Here is a 19,702-nt window from a genome sequence, read left to right as displayed (position 1 = left end):
GACCAAGATTGAGGATTGCTCGGGTGGACAATTTCCCTCCCGTGGAATTCAGTGATGTACGATCGAATGCCAAAATATGATGAGGTACTCAAAGAGTACCAAAACAGATTGGCAGAACAGTTTCGCGAACTAAAAGTCGTCATCGAAACTGGCCTTGTTCACGCCTACGCAGAGATTCAAGCCCTCAGAAGGTTCAATCTGAATAGGGCGGCAAAGATTCTGGACCCAGTTGCCAGGAATTTTGATCTCATCACGAAAGCCAAGCTCTTTGACGCCGCAGAACGAGGCGAGAAAATCACGTGTGATGTGGTCGAGCGACTCCTGGACGTTCAACCTTCACCCGCGATTTTGGACAGAGCAAAAGAGATGCTTGTAGACATCTTTATTCATCGTCATTGCGATATCGAGTGGAGCGCAATGGCTGATGATTCAGACCAGAATTACGATGAGTTAGTACTTGACCCTGTTTTCTTCAATGTTGTGCCTAACCGAGTTTTTTTCGTGACATATTCAAATTGGTTTCTTAGATCTCGAGGAGAATTGTATCGGCATCAAGAATATCTCACGGTCCATGAAGACAGGATGAAGGTTCTAGATATGGGCGATGATGACATAACGTTTGGGGGATTACCCCTCGTTTACATTCCGTGCTGCTGAATAGGTAACTGCACAAAAATCTTTATACTCACGCCAATCCAATAACTGGATTTGATCTAACAGGAATATTTTTCGGCGTTGGAGCATTCATAGGGATGTTGAATACGGCGGGGTGGCACTCAACGATTTCCGGCTATGGCCTCTCGTTCCTGGCCACTGGCCCCAACACTACATCGCGCCTTCGTCGCGGTTGCTCCACCAGGGGAGGGAGACGCCGCCGTCGATGGTGAGGGTGCTGCCGGTCATGTATTCGGCGTCGGGACTGAGCACATACGCGACCGCTTTGGCGATTTCCTCGGGTTGGCCGAGCCGCCCCCAGGGGAGTCCTTTCGCACCTTCTTGAATCTGTTCTTCCGAGAAGAATTTGCGTTCGCCGGGGGTGTCGATCCAACCGGGATGCACGATGTTGACGTTGATCTTGTGCTCGGTTAGTTCGATCGCCGCCGTGCGAGCCATGTGATCGATGGCGGCTTTGGCCATGTTGTAGGCCATCGCGGTGGGAATCGGGATCACCGCGTGTGGGGAACTGACGACGCAAATCGCTCCGCCTCCGCCTTGCTTGACCATCTGCTGGGACGCCGCCCGCACGCCGTAAAACGCGCCCCACATCGTGACGTCGATCGTACGGCGAAAACCCTTCATCTTCGCATCGATCATACGCTCGCGATCGGAATACACCGCGTTGGAGACAAACCGATCGAGACTTCCGAACTCGGCGACCGTCTGGGCGACCATGTCTTCGACGACCGATTGCTCGGAAACATCCGCTTGCAGCAGCAACGCTTGGCGACCGAGCTTCCGCACTTCCTCGGCGACGGCGTTGGCTCCTGCGGTGTCGGAGTGGTAGTTGATCGCCACATTCGCACCGCGTCGGGCCAATTCGATGGCAATGGCCCCGCCGATGCCTTTTGACGCTCCGGTGATTAACGCGTTCTTGCCTTCCAACTGCATCTCGTAATTCCTTCGTTAGGGGCCAATTTCGTGAGTCCGATGATAGAGAGATTTGCAATGCTCGAACAGTCACCGACCAACTCACGTTGACAGCATTTCGCGTTCCGCCTAGCTTTCGCAATATCTCACGATTCGGTTCGATCTATCATGCTCTTTGGAACAAGGAACTCGACCGATGTTGCCAACATTACTTCACAGCAGCTTGGGTTTGAGTGCCGTTCTTTTGTGCGGCATGCCGATTGTCGCCTCAGCCGCACCGCCGAAGAAATCAAATGCGGATGTGGTGATTCACGCCGTCGAAGCCCCCGAAACGCAATTGATGGGGTTTTTCGCGTACGAGATTCGCAAGATGCCGTTGAGTGACGGGGAGGCCGTGAGCGAACAAGGTGCCGAAACCGGTTGGATCGCATTTACCACACGATTCGAAAACTCCAACGATGGCACTTTCGTCAATATGTATCAGCTGAAAGGTCTGAGTGTCGCCACCCATCAGAGCATACCATTTGAAGTTGGGCTAACACTCGAGCCACGCAAGCATCACCCCAACGCGTTCAACGTGGAACTCAGTGGTTTGGCGGCGAATGGCACGTTGGTCGGTGTGGCAGTGGTTGAATCTCCGACTGAAGTGACGTTGAAACTCCATGGCAACGAACCCGAAGCCACCGTAATCAAATTGACGCGAGTCAGCGGACGACAACTCACGGAAACCGGTCCACGTTCCGCGACGCGAGCAGTGGAAAAGAAATCGAACGGCGGGACTTTCGATGCGACTCCGTTCTATCCGGAAGGTAAGTAGACTTCGGTGGTATTATTTTCACTGCCGATTTTCAAATGATTTCGATGGCCGCAGGATGACGGTCAATCAATGTCGATAAGGATATCCCTCATGTCGCTCCGTTTGGTTCCGCCGATTCGTTTGCACTCCGAGAAAGCGGCGGCGCGATGGAAGACGGTTGTCATCACGCTCGGACTCATTGCGTTTGCGGTGCAGTGGGTGCGGGTGGGTAGCAAGGAAGTCGGTGACTTCAAACTCCACTGGGAATTCGGTCGGCGGTTGGTTGCCGGGGAATATCTTTACGGCGAATTCAACACCGATTTGCCTTACTTGCCGTTCTGGGCGTTGGCTCATGCTCCGTTGACGGTTCTTCCCGTGAGAGCTGCTCAGGTGGTGTTGGTGCCATTGTTTCTGTTGGCATTTTGGAGACTGACACGCACACTCGGCAAACTATCGGACCGGCATTGGCCGATCGACAAAGACCGAGCGTTCTGGCTGATGGTATTCGCTACATTGATGGCGTCGCGGTTTTTGATTCGAGATGTGCTCGAGTGCGGCGTCAATTTGTTACTGGTCACGCTGGCGTGGTTGTCATTCCATTTGTGGACGAAAAAACGCGATGTGCTCGGTGGGAGTTGTCTGGGGTTCGCAGTCGCACTCAAAATGACGCCCGCACTGTTCATCGTCTGGTTTGCGTGGAAACGACAATGGAAGATCGTCGCGAGTTCACTCACGGTGACGGCGGCGTTGATGCTTTCACCGATGTTGATCATGGGGTGGGACAGTTTCGCATTGGTCCACAAAGTCTGGTTTCAAAACGCCTCCCGAGGGTTGGTGAACACGGACCCTTCGCAAGGTGTGCTCGGTGAAGAACCGCTGCAAAACATGGCTCTTCGGCCCGCGTTGGGGCGGTACTTGATGACGCTCCCCCCCGGTCACGATGCCCGTATCGATCACCCGGCGTACGTGGACTTCTTGAGTCTTCCGCCCAACCAAGCAGCGTGGGCCATTAAACTCATTTTGCTGACACTAGCGGGTGGTGTGTTTTGGCAATTCCGGCGATCCGCGAGTGATCGAAATGATCCACGGTTGCTCTGGGAAGCGGCGGCGATCTCGGTGATGATTTTGTTGTACTCACCGCTGACCTGGGGCCAACACTGCGTCGGTGTGTTGCCGATTTTGTATTTGCTGCTCCGCGGTCAACTCGCGAATCGATCGCTACCGAAGGTCAGTGGCATTCTGCTGGCGGCGTATGTGTTTACGGTATTGGTGCTCAATCGCACGTTCATCGGCAAGACGGGCACGTACCTGCTCGACAGTTATCACCTGCCGACCTACTGTTTGCTCGGTTTGTTGATCACCGCGATGATTGGGCATGCTCGCGTGAGGGTTTCCAGTGAATCCGAAGCGAGAGTCACCGAGACTCCGCCCAACCTCGACGGCCGACTCTGCGGAGCAAACTCGTAGACTAATGAACTCTCGTGGCACATTGCGGCGGGGCGAATCTACGTTCTTGTGGGGGCATTTGCGACCGTCTGTTGCATGACCTGGACGGAGTTTCTCGCGAATTGCTTTTGTTTGCGGCGGGTGTAGAGAAAGCCGATCTTGGTGAGAATGTGGCGTGGTTGTGAGAACGCGAGGATGTCGTAATGGACGGCGTTTGTCGCGGGGTCCCAGTCAATCTGAAAACGTTCCTCGCCCCGTTCGACGTGCTTTGGTAGCGTGCCGTATGCGTAGGCGTAGCGTTTTACTGGTGTATCCTCTTCCAATTCATAAACGATACGGGCGGCGTTCAGAACCCAAAGACTCAGCGTGTGTGCCAACACTGCCACCACGCGGTCTGGTTCCGGGGGGAACTCGGAGTGGTGCAGCGACACCCAACCCAGTTGGAACTGCCGCCATTGCCGCAGGGCGTGGCAGGCCGCCTCGTAGACAGCTTGCCCCTCACCGATTTTCACCCGTGTGTGATCGACGATGAACCCCGCAGGCGGATTGTGCTCGCGAGTGGAACCCACGTCCGTGTAGTTCCACTGAGCATCGGCTTGGTCGGTGATGAAGCGGGCAATCTCCGCGTCACTCGGCTTACGCCATCGAAACATGAGCTACTTCTTCGGTGTCGGTTTTGCGGTGGTTTCAGGGAGCAAAATCGGTCGGACTTTCTCAGCAGCGATTTGACCACGTGGGCGAGCACCGGCACCAGGACGGTTGGTGTCACCGAGTTCCTGACGAGCTTCTTCGGCAAGTTTCGTCAATCGAGCCACGATTTCCGGATGTTCGCTCGCCACATTCTTGTCACAACCCATGTCTTTGGCCACATTGAACAGCAACGGTTTTGCAGGCCGATTCTTCGAAAAGTGCGGGTGACTTTGCCATGAGTCCAATGGGAGAAACAACTTCCATTCACCTGACCGCACCGCTTGCAACTGCTCTTGTTGATAATAATAAAACGCTTCGTAAGGTGTTTTCGCGTTCGCTTCGCCGGTGATGAGATCGGAGATATCATGCCCGTCGATTACGCGATCTTGCGGCGGTTGCGTTCCCGCGAGATGGGCGAACGTGGGGAGTAGGTCCATTGTGGTGGCGATTTCGTCGCATACGGTTCCCGCCGGAACGACGCCGGGTTGCCACACGATCGTTGGCACGCGGAACGCACCTTCGCTGGTGGTGTAACCGCGACCGTGCAGCGGGCGATTGGAACCGCGACTGAGGTCATCCAAATCCCGGTTGATCGGGGCACCGTTGTCGGACGTCCAAATGACGAGCGTGTTCTCCGCAATCCCGAGTTCCACCAGTTGATCGAGCATCTGTCCGATGGACCAATCAAGTTCTTCGATCGCATCCCCCCACGGTCCGTTCTTGCTCTTTCCGCGAAATGCGTCACTCGAAAACGGCGTGCGGGTGCTGCCGGGCATGGCCTGCGGGAAGTACAGGAAGAATGGTTGATCCTTGTGCTCGGCGATCCATTCCATCGCCCGTTCGGTGTAGCGTTTCGTGAGCCCGTTGCGATCGCAGGGGGCTTCAATGACGGTTTCATTGTCCATCAATGGTAACGGTGGCCATTTTGAGCCGTCTTTCTCCCAGACGCGTGCGGTCATGTCATCCGAGTATGGCACACCGAAGAACCAATCGAACCCCTGTCGCGTTGGGAGAAATGGTGGTTGGTCACCGAGATGCCATTTCCCGACCATTCCGGTGGCGTATCCCTGAGGCTTCAAGACTTCGGCGATGGTTTTTTCGTTCGGGTTCAAACCGTATCGGGAGACCGGTCGCAACACCCAACCGTCGCGGGGATTCGTGTGCAGACCGATTCGCTGCGAATAACAGCCTGTCATCAGACTGGCCCGCGATGGCGTGCAGACACCGGCGGTGACACAGAAGTGCGTGAACTTCCGCCCTTCGCGAGCCATCCGATTCAAATTGGGGGTGCGATGGAGTGTCGAACCGAACGGCTCGATATCGCCATAGCCGAGGTTATCGCAAAACACGACGATAAAGTTCGGCGGCTTTGCGGTTGCAGCGTCGGCGGTGCAACTCAGCAATGTCGCAAGTAAGCAGATGCCGAGAATTGTCGCCAAACCGTGCTTCGTGACGGGGGCACTCATGTAGGGTTCCTAATTTTCCATTGAGGGTTCGGGCGGTCTTCTTGCGCCATGCGGTTGAAACTCGATGTCTGAGTTGCGGCCACTGGTTCTTATTTTTTCCGCCCTTGTCGATTGAGCGCGTCTAATTCGGTTTCGTTGCCGGTATCGCCTTGTTGTTTCATCCATTGGTCGAGTTGCCGATGCAAACGCTCTTTTTCGGCTTGGTACTCGCTTGCATCGGCGAGGTTCTTCAATTCAAACGGATCGGTTTCTAAATCGTAGAACTCGAACTCCGGACGTTTCTGATAGTTGGAAACTCGTTCCAAGGCGAATTGGTTGTCGTCGTCCGCTTGACGTTTCCATTCCTGAAATACGGGATGTCGATCCGTGATGATGTTCTGAAATTTGTTGTCGTGGTTGATGTTCCAAATGAGTTTGTACCGTGTATCGCGAACGGATCGAATTCCGTAGGCGTCGGGACCGGCGATAATGCCTTTCGATGTTTGCACGCCATACACGTACTCCCGGTGCGTTGAACGGTCCCCTTTGAGGACCGGCAGAAAGTTAGTGCCATCGAAGTCAAATTCGGACGGATCGCCACCGGCGGCAGCAATCAACGTGGGAGGGATATCCACGTACTGCACCAACGCGGACGATTCAGAATTGGGTTTCACAACTCCCGGCCAACGTACGATTCCGGCGGCTTGCAAGCCGGTGTCATAGCAGGTCCATTTGCAGTGTGGGAAACTCGACCCCTGCTCCGTGAAGACGCTCACCAACGTGGACTTCGTATTGCCAGTTTGTTCCAAGATGTTCAAGACCCGTTTGACCTGTTGATCGAACGCGGTGATCTCGGCGTAGTACTTCGTTAGGGCGTCGCGTGTGGCAGGGGTGTCGACGAGATACGGTGGGACGGTCAATTCATCGGCGTCGTACTGGGCAGGGTCTCCGTTCGACCACGGTTCGTGCGGGTGATTCGACGTGACAACCAAACAAAACGGTTGCGAAGAATCGCGTTTCACGAATTCGCGAATAGCCGGGAAGTCAAGTTGCTTGCCTTTGCCAAGGTATTCAAACGGAAAGGACTTCATCGGCTTGATGTGACGTTTGCCAGCCAACGCGACTCGATAACCCAACGGCTTCAAAAAATGAGGCAAGCTACGAACACCGTCGCGGACACGGCTGTGATTCGGGTGGGCTCCATTGCGGACCGGGAATAAACCCGTGTAAAGCGCTGAGCGAGTTGGAGCGCACATCGGCGCGGGAGAGAAACACCGTGTGAGCTTCATGCCCTCCGACGCGAGCCGATCCAAGTTCGGCGTGTGGACATCTGAGTTGCCGAAACATCCGAGATCGGTGTAGGTCATGTCATCCGCGAGCACAATGACGAAATTTGGCGACGACTTGGTATCGGCCGCGAATGCGAAAGTCGACCAACACACCACCAGCAAAGTGCTAACCAACGAACCGAGCGCATGCATGGGGAATCCACTTTCAGTTTCAGGCAACGAAAAACCCGGAACGCCTATCATGACGTTCCGGGTGTGGATTTTCAAAACGGTCAAAGGATCCGCTGCTTATTCGGCTTTTTCCATCAGCTTCGTCGTCGTGGTTTGTTCTTGCGATAATTCCGTCATGATGGTTTGGTTGTTGATGTCTGTGTTCAATTTTCCGTCGATCGTGAACTTCAATTCCGAAGAGGCGATGCGACCGGATTCCAAATCGAAATGGTATTTCGCATCCGAATCGGAAACCTCGAATGTGCCCGTGACTTTCGCCGGTCCTTGTTTGAGCTCGATCGTGCCTTCCAGTTCCAAATCCATCGAAATGGTAGCGATTTGGCGCCCATCCTTTTCGGCTACTTCGTCAAGTGTGTAAGTCCGCGTGCCTTTGAACTTTCCCAAGCCTTTCAGTGTAAGATCGTAAGGCAACTCCCAGCTGTCACCAACTTTGACAGCCTCTTCCGGCAAACGTGGAAGTGTGTCGGACAGGCTGGACTTGAAGGCTTCGTTGGAACCACCGCCACTGAATGCCGCGGCGGCTGGTCCGTCTTTGACGATTCCTGCCAAGGCTTCTTCATAACCGGAGACGTCGCGAACTTCCCCTTGATCGGATACGGTGAAACTGACTTCAACGCTACCAAGGCTAGCGAACACCGGATTGAGCGAATCCGAGAGAATCGAACCGGTTTCCGGTTCCAACGCTTCGGAGTCGAACTTGTATTTGCCGGCGGGACCGAAATCGCCTTGAACTCGGATGCGTTTGTTGGTCGATTTGACGCGGAAAAGCCCATCTTCCGTTTTGCGTTCGACCCCACGGGTCGCGGTGATCGTCATATCGACGGTGTTGCTAATTTCCTGCCCGGCTACCGAAACTTCTTGCTTGGTCTTGTTGGTTGTTTGGTACGTGTTGACTTCGCCAGGAGTGAACTTGTACCGAAGCTGCACCGGATCGGCCGCCTGAACGACCTGCATCGCACCGAGAAAACACGTCAGCAGTCCGCCGCAAATCAGTCGTTTCATCGTGTGGTTCGCTTTCAGAATTGAGAAGAGATGGGATCTCGGCCATTGCGAGGAATTCGTCGGCTAGTCGCGATTATTGACGAATTCCCGCAAGAAATCACTGAAAATATTCGACGGCGTTACGAAAGATTTGGGCTCCGGCTCCGTGTTCTTCGTTGGCTCCGTTTGCCTGACGGGTCCAATTGGGATGTTGAGTTTTGTGAATGAAACGCTCTGGGTGAGGCATCAGACCTAAAATTCGTCCCGTGGAATCACTCAAACCAGCGATGTTCGCCATCGATCCGTTTGGATTCTGGGGGAACGGTAAAACTGCTGGAGCGGATCTCGATGGACTTGAACTTTCTGCGTTCGCATCGTGATAGGTCAACGCGATATGCTTCTCGACCCAAGCGGCGTCGTTGTCGTTGTGGGTGACGAATCGGCCTTCGGCGTGGGCGATCGGTAATTCGATATCCTCGATGCCTCGCAGAAAAACGTTGGACTCCGCCGCAACCCGCAAGCGGACCCAAAGTGCGGTGTAGCGACCGTTCTCGTTCCAAGTCAGTGTGGCTGGTGCGGTCGCGGGGGGCGGCCATGTTTCCGAGCCGTTCGGAAGAATTCCGCTCTTGAGCAGCACTTGAAATCCGTTGCAAATCCCAAGAACCAATCGGTCTTCCGACAGGAACCGCCCGAAGACGTCGGAAAGCGGATTCCGCAGTTTTCGCGAAAACACCACACCCGCCCCGACATCATCTCCGTAGCTGAATCCACCAGGGAGACAAAGAATTTGGTAATCCAGCAGGGTTTCCGGTTTCTCTAAGATCCGAAACAGGTGCACCCGCTCGGCGTTCGCTCCCCACATTTCGAATGCAAAGGCCGTTTCCAGGTCGCAATTGGTGCCAGGGGCGCGGAGAACACAAACTTTGGGCGTGGGCATGGGTGGTCGCGGGTTGACGGTTGAAAACGAACCAATCCAAAAAGCAAACTGGTTCGCGATGATGTTGGAAACTCCGAAACGACATCGTAGAAGGCGGTCGAGTAGAGTTCCAGCCTGACCGGACTCTGCGAAGCCTTTCCCACAGGGATCGCATGTCGCCTGGGGGGAATCTTGTGAGATTCCATGTGCGGAGTGGAAAATCCGACGGGGGAATGGTAATCCTGGTAAAGATAAAGCAAATGCAACTTCTGCAGCTCGAGGGAGCAATAATGCCAAAGATCGATTCGAAATGGTTGCTTGGATTGGCGGTTTGTGGTTTCGCGTTCGCGGGCACTTTCGCGTCTGCCGAACCTCAGGCTTCACACGAGCACTCAGCAGCTCACGGTGAACCGGTCGAGTCAAACATGCACGAGTTCATGGAGTACTACTTCGAACCGGCATACAAAGAGTTGCGAAGTGAGATGGCCAGTGAACCGGAGAACAACACCGGTTGGAAGGCGATCAAAGCCCACTCGTTGGTGCTCGCCGAGGGTGGCAATTTGCTGTTAATGCACAAACCGTACAAGAGTGATGACGTCAAAAGCTGGCGGGAGCACTCGGTCGCCGTTCGCAAACATGGTGGAGAATTGTTCGCTGCCGCCAAGAAGAAAGATTACGCCGCCGCTCGCACGGCCTATGAAGCGATGATCGGGCAATGTAATCAGTGTCACGATGGTTTTCATCATGGCAAACCGAAGCTGAAACCATAATGAATACGTCTCCGTCGAAGGTGTCGGTTGGCGAGTCTCTTTCCCGTGCGCTGCGGTTGCGTTGTCCACGTTGCGGTGAAGGGAAGTTGTTCGCGGGCTGGTTTCGGATGCACGAAAACTGCTCGAATTGCGGTTTGAAGTTTGAACGCGCGCCCGGATATTTTCTGGGCTCCACGTACGTGAATTACGCCTTCACCGCGTTGATCACTACGATTTCTTTTGTCACTCTCCGGTTTGGTTGGGGCATACCGGGACGCGAGTTGCTTTGGCCACTTCTGCTTTTCTGTTTTGGCTTTCCCCTACTCTTCTTCCGGCATGCCCGCGCATTGTGGCTCGGAATGGATATCGTCTTTGACCCCAGCGACGGCGAGACCGTGTCGACACCAGACACTCAGCCAGTCTCTGAATCTCGCGCCGACGAAATCTAGCCTGAACTGGTTGAAATTTCCCGAATCCGGATCCGCATTCGCTACATCTGGTGATCACCATATAGCGGATGTACAAGATTTTTTGATATTCGTCGATTTCGCGAAGAACAACTAGCGGGTGTCGGTGTTTTGGTGGAAAAGGCGAATATAGGGATTTTTTGGGTTCTGCGGATTATGTGGTGGTGGACAGTTTACTGAACCGGTAAACTGCCGTTGTTGAATTGCCAACCATTCCCGGTATTTCTGATCAAACAGTTCAACGCGATCAATAGTTCTGAACGGATGCTGATCCGAGACTCTTTCGGATTGTGACACGAAACCATGCCCCTGAATTCCTGCCAATCGGTGGGATCCATCTCCTGTAGATAAGGAAGCTGCATGTTAACTTTCGACTGGCTCACCGACCTACGCAACAACGCTCGCTTGCCTTGGAACCGACGGGCACGTCATTCCCGCCGTCACTTGGCCAAACGGACCTCCGTTCTTCCCGCATCGTCAGAAACCCTCGAAGACCGCACGCTGCTCACGCAATTCGTCGTGACAACACTGGATGATGAAGACGATTTTGGGATGGGAGCCGCCACTGATGTCGACGGTGCCGGTGGTGAAAACGACCTGTCCCTTCGTGAAGCGATTCGCTTGGCGAATGAAACTGTTGCCGGTGCCGGTGGTGCTGGAGTGGGTGACGATCAAGGCGAACTCGATGGCGACACGATCGTCTTCGATCCCAGCCTCGCGGGTGGCACGATTACGTTGATGCTGGGTACTCTGGATATCAGTGACGACGTGACGATCGATGGCGAGATGAACAACATCACCATCGATGGCGATGGCATGTCCGGCATCTTCCAGGTCGGAGTTGCCTTGGCAGGCGGATCGGCGAACGACGTCGGAATCTCCAACTTGACGCTGACTGGTGGGAATGCCGGGTTAGGCGGGGCTCTCTTCATTCAAACCGGTGCGTTGGTCGAAAGCACGGTCACCGTCGATACCGTGACCTTTACCGACAACACCGCAACGAACTCGGGCGGTGCGATTGCCGATATCAGCTCGAATGCCGCATTGCCGACATTGAACGTTGTCGACAGTATTTTCATGGGTAACGAAGCCGAGGGTTCCACCGCGGGTGAAGGCGGTGGGGCGATCGCCTTGAGCAGCACGGGTGGTGGGGTCAACATCACCGGCAGCACCTTCGATTCGAACGTCGCCATTGGTGGAGCGGCTGGCTCCGGTGGTGGGGCGATTCTGAACGTCAACGCGGCTGCCGCTCCGGTGACGATCGAGGATTCCACCTTCACCACCAACCTCGCCGGTGATTCCGACGACGACGGTATGACCGATCAAGCCGCTGACGGCGGGGCGATCCTCAACGAAGGCGTGCTGACCATCGACGCGATGATGGGCGGCACAACCACCTTCACCGGCAACTCCGCCGGACGGGCCGGCGGTGCGATCGAGAACAGTGGTTCCGTTGCCGTTCTGACCCTGAATGATGTGGACTTTGGCGGTATGACCCCAGCGGACGGCAACAACGCCGACGTCAACGGCGGGGCGATTCACCAAAGCGGTGACGCCACGGTGACCATCAACGGTGGGACCTTCCAGAACAACACCGCCGGTGAGGAAGGCGGTGCCTTGTGGAATTCCGGCACCGGCACGATGACGCTCGATGACACACTCGCTGCGATTCTCATTGATAGCAACGTTGCGAGTGGACCTGACGCCGACCAAGGTGGTGGCGGGATCTTCCAACAAGCGGGAACCGCAACGCTCACGATCGCGCCGACGACCAACGGCATTACGATCTCCAACAACGTCGCGGATGGAACATCCGGGAGTGGTGGCGGGATCTTCGTCGATGACGGGGCGACCTTGGTTATCGACGGAACCGCGGCAGCCGTGATGATTACCGGCAACGTCGCCAACCGAGCTGGTGGGGGGATCGAAGATAACTCCGGTTCAATGACCACGACCCTGCTGACCAACGTGAACCTCGATGGCAACAGCGCCGGTGTGGATATTTCGGCCCCCGTCGGAACAGCGCCGGTCGCGAATCCTGGCAACGGTGGCGGCTTGCACGTGACTGGCCCCGGTGATGTCACCATCGACGGCGGGACCGTCAACAACAACGTGGCGGCTTCCGAAGGTGGTGGTCTCTGGAATGGCACGGGGACGATGACCATCCAGAACGGAACGGTCATCGACAGTAATACCGCCAGCGGCGCAGGTGCCGACAACGGTGGCGGCGGGATCTTTAACGCCGGCGGCACGCTGATCATCGACGGTACGATGGCGGCTGTTGAAATCACTAACAACACCGCCGATGGTAATGCCGGTAGTGGTGGTGGGATTCTCAACGATGCATCCGGTACGTTGTCCATCGACACTGCCACCATCAGTAGCAACACCGCGAACCGAGCCGGTGGTGGGATCGAAACCACCGGTGGCACGGATGTGACTCTCACGAACGTCACCCTCGGTGGCATGACGTCATCCGAAGGAAACACCGCGCTCGGGATCGCTGGCGACGCAGCGACCAACGGAGCCGGGAACGGCGGTGGTTTGCACATCACTAGTGATGGCGTTGTCACCATTGACGGCGGAACCATTCAATACAACTCCGCTGCCGAAGGGGGTGGTCTGTGGAACTCGGCCACTGGAACGCTCACCCTCGATGACACCAACAGCTCGATTCTGATCGACTCGAACACCGCCTTCGGCAACGCCGATCCGGATGCGAGTTCCAATGCTGACCTGCAAGGTGGAGGCGGGATCTTCAGCGACGGCGGCGACCTGATCCTCGACGGCAGCACGAACGGCATCACGATTTCCAATAACTCCGCAACGGGTGCCGACTTCGGTTCCGGCGGTGGGATTCTCGCCATCGGTGGTGCCATGGCGACGATCGACATCACCACGGTCATGATCACCGACAACACCGCCACCCGAGCCGGTGGTGGAATCGAAATCGTCGAAGCCGCTACGGTCAATCTGACTTCGATGACACTGTCCGGTAACTCGGCAACCGGTACTGGCGCCGGTCCGGGTAACGGAGGTGGTCTGCACACCACCGGAGACGTCGCGGACTTGACTGTTGATGACTCTCTCGTGCAAGACAACGCCGCAGCTTCCGAAGGGGGCGGTTTGTGGTTCTCCTCAGGCACAATAGCCACGGTTCAGAACGGCACCGATGTCCTTGAAAACACAGCCAGCGGTGACGATGCGACCAACGGTGGTGGCGGGATCTTCAACGCCGGGGGATCGCTGACCATCGATGGTTCCATGACGACTGTCACCATCGCAGACAACGCCGCCGACGGAACCAGCGGTAGCGGTGGTGGAATCTTCAATGATGCAATGGGCACACTTACCATCAACGACGCAAGCATCACCGGCAATGTCGCCAACCGTGCTGGTGGTGGGATTGAGGCCACTGCCGGCACCATGACGATGCTGACCGACGTCGCACTGGACGGTAACAGTGCCGGTGTCGACATCATGAACATGGCTGGCTCAACTCCGGTAGCCGCTCCCGGCAATGGCGGTGGTTTGCACATCAGTGGTGATGGCGATGTCACTGTTGACGGCGGTACGGTCAGCAACAATGTCGCCGCGTCGGAAGGTGGCGGTCTGTGGAATGGGCTGGGCGAAATGACCATCCAGAATGGGACGGTCATCGACAGCAACGTTGCTAGCGGTGCCGCCGCTGATAATGGTGGTGGTGGGGTCTTCAACGCCGGTGGGACGGTGACGATCACCGGTGCCGCCACGATGATCACCAACAACGCTGCCGATGGTGCCAGCGGTAGTGGTGGTGGAATTCTCAACGATGCGATGGGCACGCTCAGCGTAACCGACGCGGAGATCAGCGGTAACGTCGCGAACCGTGCCGGTGGTGGGATCGAAGTCACTGCGAGCACAACAACCACACTGACCGGCGTCACGCTCGATGGCAATAGTGCGGGCGTGGACATTATGAACATGGTCGGCACCACCCCCGTAGCCGCTCCTGGTAACGGTGGTGGCTTACACGTTTCCGGCGACGGTGATGTGACGATCGATGGAGGAACCGTCAGCGGCAACGTCGCGGCGTCCGAAGGCGGTGGTCTCTGGAACGGCTCCGGTGAGATGATGATCCAAAACGCGACCGTCATCGACAGCAACGTCGCCAGTGGCGATGACGCGACCAACGGTGGTGGCGGGGTCTTCAATGCCGGTGGTGAAGTGACCATTATCAACTCGACGATCAGCAACAACGCCGCCGACGGAACCAGCGGTAGCGGTGGTGGGATCTTCAATGATGCCATGGGCACACTCACCGTGATTGGCGGCTTCATCTCTGACAACGTCGCGAACCGTGCCGGTGGCGGGATCGAAACCACTGCTGGCACCACGACCACACTGTCGAACGTAACCATTGGTGGCAACAGCGCTGGTGTGGACATCATGGCGCCTGTCGGGACGACTCCGGTTGCCGCTCCCGGTAACGGTGGCGGTCTGCACGTAACAGGCGACGGCAATGTCAACGTCACCGGCGGCATCTTCCAAAACAATGTCGCCGCTCTTGAAGGTGGCGGCTTGTGGAACGGCTCCGGCACGATGACCGTCAACGGCACGGTCGTTCTCCAAAATATCGCCAGTGGTGACGCCGCCGATGACGGTGGTGGCGGGATCTTCAACAACGGTGGGACGTTGGATATCGACAATGCGACCATCTCGCAGAACGAAGCTGACGGCACCTTGGGAAGTGGTGGCGGGATTCTCAGCCTGGGCGGGACGGTCACGATCGACAATACCAGCATCACCAGCAACAGTGCCAACCGAGCTGGTGGCGGGATTGAGATGAATGGGGGCACGGCCACGATCTCCGGTGCCGGGACTCAGATTTCCGGCAACGATGTCAACGGTGGCGGAACGACGGCGATTGCCCCGAATCCTGGCAACGGTGGTGGCTTACACATCACCGGCGACGCCATGGTCACGATCGACAGCGGAACCGTCAGTAATAACGAAGCCGCTGCCGAGGGTGGTGGTCTGTGGAACTCTTCCACCGGAACGTTGATCGTTCAGAACGGCACCATCATCGATGGCAACCTCGCCAGCGGAAACGCGGATGGTTCAACCGACACGGCTGATCTGCAAGGTGGTGGCGGGATCTTCAACGACGGTGGGACGTTGATCATCAACGGCACCGCTTCGACCGTCTCCATCACGAACAATCTTGCCAATGGGGCTTCCGGCATGGGGCTAACGGCCGGCAGCGGTGGTGGGATTCTCTCGATCGGCGGTTCAGTAACGATTGCCGGCGCGTCGATTGATGCCAACGAAGCCATTCGTGCCGGTGGTGGGATCGAAGTCGTCGCCGGTCTCGTCAACATCGTCGATTCGGACCTCACCAACAACGACGTCTCCGTCGCAGGCGGATCGATCTCTGTGGCCGCTCCTGGCAATGGGGGGGGCTTGCATGTGACCAGCGATGCCACCGTGAATGTCATCGGGGGGACGGTCGACGGCAACACCGCTGAATCGGAAGGTGGTGGTTTGTGGAATTCATCCACCGGAACGTTGACCGTCGGAGGCGACGTCACAACTGGTAATGTCGCAACGACTCGTGAAGCCACCGGAGCGGACGCGGCAGCAATCACCGCGACCGTTGATCAATTCCGCGACGATCTCGGGACTTTGAATTCCAATACCCCAGGATCGCAAAGTCCCGGTCGACGGCAGATCAACTGGGATGCCGCTCCTGACTCGGTCTCGGCTCCAAACTCCTTCCCCGGCGACTTCTTTAACGCGAACTTCTCACCGAGAGCACGTGGCGTTGAATTCACCACGCCGGGCACCGATTTCCAACTCAGTGCCACCGCAGCCAGTGGAGAGGGCGTTAATTTCTCCAACATCAACTCCAACTATGCGACTGACTTCTCGACATTCTCTGCCGAGCGTCTGTTTACACCGATTGGTAGCAACGTCGTCCTCGTCAACTTCTTTGTGCCAGGCACCGACATTCCGGCCGCAGTCACCGGCTTTGGCGCCGTCTTCTCGGATGTCGATGTCGACGACTCCACGATGATCGAATTTCTGGATGTTGATGACAACGTGTTGGCAACCCAGATGGTGCTGGCAACCGCCGGGGACGGAAGTCTTTCGTTTACCGGCCTCACGTTTGACGCACCGGTCGTCGCTTCCGTGCGGATCACCTCCGGTAACGGAAACTTGGCGATGGGCAACGATGACATCACCCAGGGTGGCACCGATGATCTCGTCGTCATGGACGATTTCATCTTCGGCGAACCGGTTCCGATCTCCGTAATGAGTATGGCGACGACCATCTCGAATAACATTGCCAGTGGTGACGATGCCACCAACGGCGGTGGCGGAATCTTCAACGATGGCGGAACCCTGACGATCACCGGCGGAACCATTTCCGGAAACATTGCCGATGGCACCTCCGGCAGCGGTGGTGGTATTTTCTCCGTCGATGGAACCGTGACGATCTCGAATACCGAAATCAGCGGCAACGAAGCCGTCCGCGCCGGTGGCGGGATCGAAATCGTGACCGGGACCGTTACGCTGACCGACGTCACGCTCGATGGCAACGATGCTTCCGACGACGATCTCACCGGTAACGGTTTGTTGTCGAATCCGGGCAATGGGGGTGGCTTGCACATCACTGGCGACGGTGACATGGGCATGACAACGCCAACAACGGTGACCATCTCCGGTGGTTCAGTCTCCGACAACACCGCTGGATCCGAAGGTGGTGGCCTGTGGAACAATGTCGGTGCGACTCTGATCGTTCAGAACGGCACTGCGATTGAAGGCAACATTGCCAGTGGCGATGCCGCAGACGAAGGTGGCGGCGGGATCTTCAACAATGGTGGAACGTTGCAAGTCGATGGTGCGACGATTCAATTCAATGTCGCCGATGGAACCGCCGGGAGTGGTGGTGGTATCCTGACAACCGATGGCAGTGTGACCATTGATAACACGACGATCAGCCTCAATGGTGCGAATCGTGCGGGTGGTGGTATCGAAGCCATCGCTGGAACGGTGGCTCTGACCAACGTTCAACTCATCAGCAATGATGTCGATGGAACCGCAACCTTCGGGACACCGAATCCCGGTAACGGTGGTGGTCTTCATGCCGCGAGCGCTGATGTCACGATCACCGGTAGCAACGTTTTGAACAACTTGGCTGCGGAGGATGGTGGTGGTCTCTGGATCGGCACCGGAACCTTGACCGTCGACACCACAACCGTTGATGCCAACGAAGCGGGAGCCGAAGGCGGCGGAGCGTACAACCAAAACGGAACGCTCACGGTCACCAACAGCCTCTTCACCGCCAACTTCGCGGTGGACTCCGGTGGTGCTATTCAGAATGGTGGAGCTGCATCCGCGGCGACAACCAGCATTTCGAACAGCACGATCTCCGGGAACGACTCGGATGGCAATGGCGGTGGGATCACAAACGACGAAAACAGCACATTGACGATCACCAACGCCACCATCGTTCTCAACACTGCGGATAGCGAAGACGACGCAACTGGTGCCGGTGGTGGAATCTTCACCGATGCCACGAGCACCACAACGCTGAACAACACCATCCTCGCTGGCAACACGACCGGCGGTGGTGTTGATAGTGACTTCGACGGCATGGGGGCGGCGGACGCCAGCAGTGCTAACAACCTTCTCGGGGACGCGGGCACGTCCGGCATCATGGATGCCACCAACGGAAACATCGTTGGCATCACCGGTGGGTTGGCAACGGTTCTCGACCCGACATTGGCCAACAACGGCGGTCTGACGGAAACGCACGCTCTCGTGATGGACAGCCCCGCCGTCAACGCCGGCAGTAATTCGTTGGTCGATGCCTCCGTCGATCAACGCGGAACCGGTTTCCCACGTATTCTCAACGGGATCGTTGACATCGGAGCATTGGAAAGCGTCTTCGGTGATCCAGGTGCATTGCTGGATGACTTCGACAACGACTTCGTGGATCCGCTCGCGATCAACGGTCCTTACACGCAGGTCGTCGCCGGTGATTTCGACGGAGTCCAACTGGTGACCGGTGGCGATGGCAACGATGACTTGTTCTTCTGGGACCCGGTCTCCGGCGAGAACCGAATCGTTCTTAGGGATGGAACGATCATTACGAATCCAGTCGATCCGTCGGCCATCAACGGAAACGATTTTGCCAATCTCGTCTCCGGTGCCTTCGATGGTGATCCTAACGATGACTTGTTCTTCTGGGACCCAGCTTCCGGGAAGAACCGATTGGTTCACCTCGATGTCGACAAAATGACCATGCCCATAACGATCACCGGAGTCGTTGAGGACAGCGTCGTCCCAGATGCTGCGATCAACGGCAATGACTTCACGGAGCTTGTCGCTGGTGATCTCGATGAAGGTGATGCCGACGACTTGTTCTTCTGGAACCCTGTTACGGGTCGCAACCGACTTGTGCACCTGACGGCAGTGACGCCGGCGGCGGACACGGAGGTCAGCAACATTCAAACGAATGTGGTTGATGTGACCGCGATCAACGGCAACGATTTCGAAGACGTTGTGCTTGGTGACTTCGACAACACCGGCTCGAACGAACTGTTCTTTACTAACCTGACGACTGGTCGAAACCGTCTGGTGAGCTTCGATGCTACGACCCCAGGTGTGACTTCGGCTCAGGATACGGTGCTGACCAACGTCATCGATGTCACGGCGCTCAACGGCAATGATTTCTCCGAAATCGTGATTGCCGATGTCAACGGCGACGATATCGTCGATGTCTTCGCCCGGGACTTCGCCAGCGGCAAGAATCGGCTCTTCACCAACGATGGTGACGGCTCGAGCTACACACTCACCGATTCCCCCGTCGCGGTTGGTGTGATCAACGGTGACTTCCCAGTTCTCACGCCAGTGACAATCGAAACCGCGAGCAGTGCCATCACCGATGGGTTGTTCTTCTGGAATCCAGTCACCGGTAAGAACCGAATCGTCTCCACCGACTTCGTCGTGTGAGGATGATTTCTGAATTGTCTTAGTTCAAAACCAGGCGTGGGGAGTTTTCGAAACTCCTCACGCTTTTTTGTTTGTCGGTGTCGGTGGAATCACAATTTGAGGGAA

12 protein-coding genes are annotated in these 19,702 nt (G+C 56.3%); 6 read left to right on the top strand and 6 right to left on the bottom strand.

Annotation, left to right across the window (positions count from 1 at the left end; translation table 11 throughout):
• The first annotated feature begins 54 nt into the window (after positions 1–54).
• On the top strand, positions 55–657 hold the full coding sequence (locus G6R38_RS18955) for a hypothetical protein (protein ID WP_166829865.1): 603 nt from the start codon (positions 55–57) through the stop codon (positions 655–657).
• Positions 658–825: 168 nt separating this feature from the next.
• Here G6R38_RS18955 and G6R38_RS18950 read toward each other — a convergent pair whose 3' ends face one another.
• Positions 826–1,608, bottom strand: coding sequence for an SDR family NAD(P)-dependent oxidoreductase (locus tag G6R38_RS18950; protein WP_166829861.1), 783 nt, complete (start codon positions 1,606–1,608; stop codon positions 826–828).
• Positions 1,609–1,783: 175 nt separating this feature from the next.
• Between G6R38_RS18950 and G6R38_RS18945 the strand changes: the two genes are divergently transcribed.
• Positions 1,784–2,404 carry a hypothetical protein gene (locus G6R38_RS18945; RefSeq protein WP_166829858.1) on the top strand — a complete coding sequence of 207 codons (621 nt, stop codon included), beginning with the start codon at positions 1,784–1,786 and terminating at the stop codon, positions 2,402–2,404.
• A gap of 90 nt (positions 2,405–2,494) precedes the next feature.
• Positions 2,495–3,850, top strand: a complete 1,356-nt coding sequence (locus tag G6R38_RS18940; protein ID WP_166829855.1) for a glycosyltransferase family 87 protein — start codon at positions 2,495–2,497, stop codon at positions 3,848–3,850.
• Between the two features lie 38 nt (positions 3,851–3,888).
• Here G6R38_RS18940 and G6R38_RS18935 read toward each other — a convergent pair whose 3' ends face one another.
• From G6R38_RS18935 to G6R38_RS18915, 5 genes are all read right to left on the bottom strand, one after another.
• Entirely contained in the window at positions 3,889–4,482 is a 594-nt protein-coding gene (locus G6R38_RS18935; protein ID WP_166829852.1) for a DUF1990 domain-containing protein, read from the bottom strand.
• Positions 4,483–4,485: 3 nt separating this feature from the next.
• Entirely contained in the window at positions 4,486–5,985 is a 1,500-nt protein-coding gene (locus tag G6R38_RS18930) for a sulfatase family protein (protein WP_166829849.1), read from the bottom strand.
• An 89-nt stretch (positions 5,986–6,074) separates the two neighbouring features.
• Positions 6,075–7,445, bottom strand: a complete 1,371-nt coding sequence (locus G6R38_RS18925; RefSeq protein ID WP_166829846.1) for a sulfatase family protein — start codon at positions 7,443–7,445, stop codon at positions 6,075–6,077.
• 96 nt (positions 7,446–7,541) lie between these two features.
• Positions 7,542–8,486 carry a DUF6263 family protein gene (locus G6R38_RS18920; protein WP_166829843.1) on the bottom strand — a complete coding sequence of 315 codons (945 nt, stop codon included), beginning with the start codon at positions 8,484–8,486 and terminating at the stop codon, positions 7,542–7,544.
• 97 nt (positions 8,487–8,583) lie between these two features.
• Positions 8,584–9,402 (bottom strand): phosphoribosylformylglycinamidine synthase subunit PurQ, encoded by an 819-nt coding sequence (locus tag G6R38_RS18915; protein WP_166829840.1) that lies wholly within the window; start codon positions 9,400–9,402, stop codon positions 8,584–8,586.
• Positions 9,403–9,671: 269 nt separating this feature from the next.
• Between G6R38_RS18915 and G6R38_RS18910 the strand changes: the two genes are divergently transcribed.
• The 3 genes from G6R38_RS18910 (at position 9,672) to G6R38_RS18900 (ending at position 19,597) form a co-directional block, all read left to right on the top strand.
• A complete protein-coding gene (locus tag G6R38_RS18910) occupies positions 9,672–10,151 on the top strand; it encodes a cytochrome c (protein ID WP_166829837.1) in 480 nt (159 codons plus the stop codon).
• Complete coding sequence (locus G6R38_RS28485; protein WP_166829834.1) at positions 10,151–10,579, top strand: DUF983 domain-containing protein; 429 nt, start codon at positions 10,151–10,153, stop codon at positions 10,577–10,579. The genes G6R38_RS18910 and G6R38_RS28485 overlap by 1 nt, the downstream gene beginning before the upstream one ends.
• 378 nt (positions 10,580–10,957) lie before the next feature.
• Positions 10,958–19,597 (top strand): beta strand repeat-containing protein, encoded by an 8,640-nt coding sequence (locus tag G6R38_RS18900; protein WP_166829829.1) that lies wholly within the window; start codon positions 10,958–10,960, stop codon positions 19,595–19,597.
• Positions 19,598–19,702: the final 105 nt, after the last annotated feature.

The organism is Thalassoroseus pseudoceratinae (assembly GCF_011634775.1).
GTDB classification, from domain to species: domain Bacteria; phylum Planctomycetota; class Planctomycetia; order Planctomycetales; family Planctomycetaceae; genus Thalassoroseus; species Thalassoroseus pseudoceratinae.
Note: the sequence above shows the minus strand (reverse complement) of the source record. Positions and strands in the feature narration are given on the sequence as shown.

Coding starts and splice junctions, on each gene's coding strand:
- G6R38_RS18955 (WP_166829865.1), top strand. CDS start 55: ATGTACGATCGAATGCCAAAATATGATGAGGTACTCAAAGAGTACCAA.
- G6R38_RS18950 (WP_166829861.1), bottom strand. CDS start 1,608: ATGCAGTTGGAAGGCAAGAACGCGTTAATCACCGGAGCGTCAAAAGGC.
- G6R38_RS18945 (WP_166829858.1), top strand. CDS start 1,784: ATGTTGCCAACATTACTTCACAGCAGCTTGGGTTTGAGTGCCGTTCTT.
- G6R38_RS18940 (WP_166829855.1), top strand. CDS start 2,495: ATGTCGCTCCGTTTGGTTCCGCCGATTCGTTTGCACTCCGAGAAAGCG.
- G6R38_RS18935 (WP_166829852.1), bottom strand. CDS start 4,482: ATGTTTCGATGGCGTAAGCCGAGTGACGCGGAGATTGCCCGCTTCATC.
- G6R38_RS18930 (WP_166829849.1), bottom strand. CDS start 5,985: ATGAGTGCCCCCGTCACGAAGCACGGTTTGGCGACAATTCTCGGCATC.
- G6R38_RS18925 (WP_166829846.1), bottom strand. CDS start 7,445: ATGCATGCGCTCGGTTCGTTGGTTAGCACTTTGCTGGTGGTGTGTTGG.
- G6R38_RS18920 (WP_166829843.1), bottom strand. CDS start 8,486: ATGAAACGACTGATTTGCGGCGGACTGCTGACGTGTTTTCTCGGTGCG.
- G6R38_RS18915 (WP_166829840.1), bottom strand. CDS start 9,402: ATGCCCACGCCCAAAGTTTGTGTTCTCCGCGCCCCTGGCACCAATTGC.
- G6R38_RS18910 (WP_166829837.1), top strand. CDS start 9,672: ATGCCAAAGATCGATTCGAAATGGTTGCTTGGATTGGCGGTTTGTGGT.
- G6R38_RS28485 (WP_166829834.1), top strand. CDS start 10,151: ATGAATACGTCTCCGTCGAAGGTGTCGGTTGGCGAGTCTCTTTCCCGT.
- G6R38_RS18900 (WP_166829829.1), top strand. CDS start 10,958: ATGTTAACTTTCGACTGGCTCACCGACCTACGCAACAACGCTCGCTTG.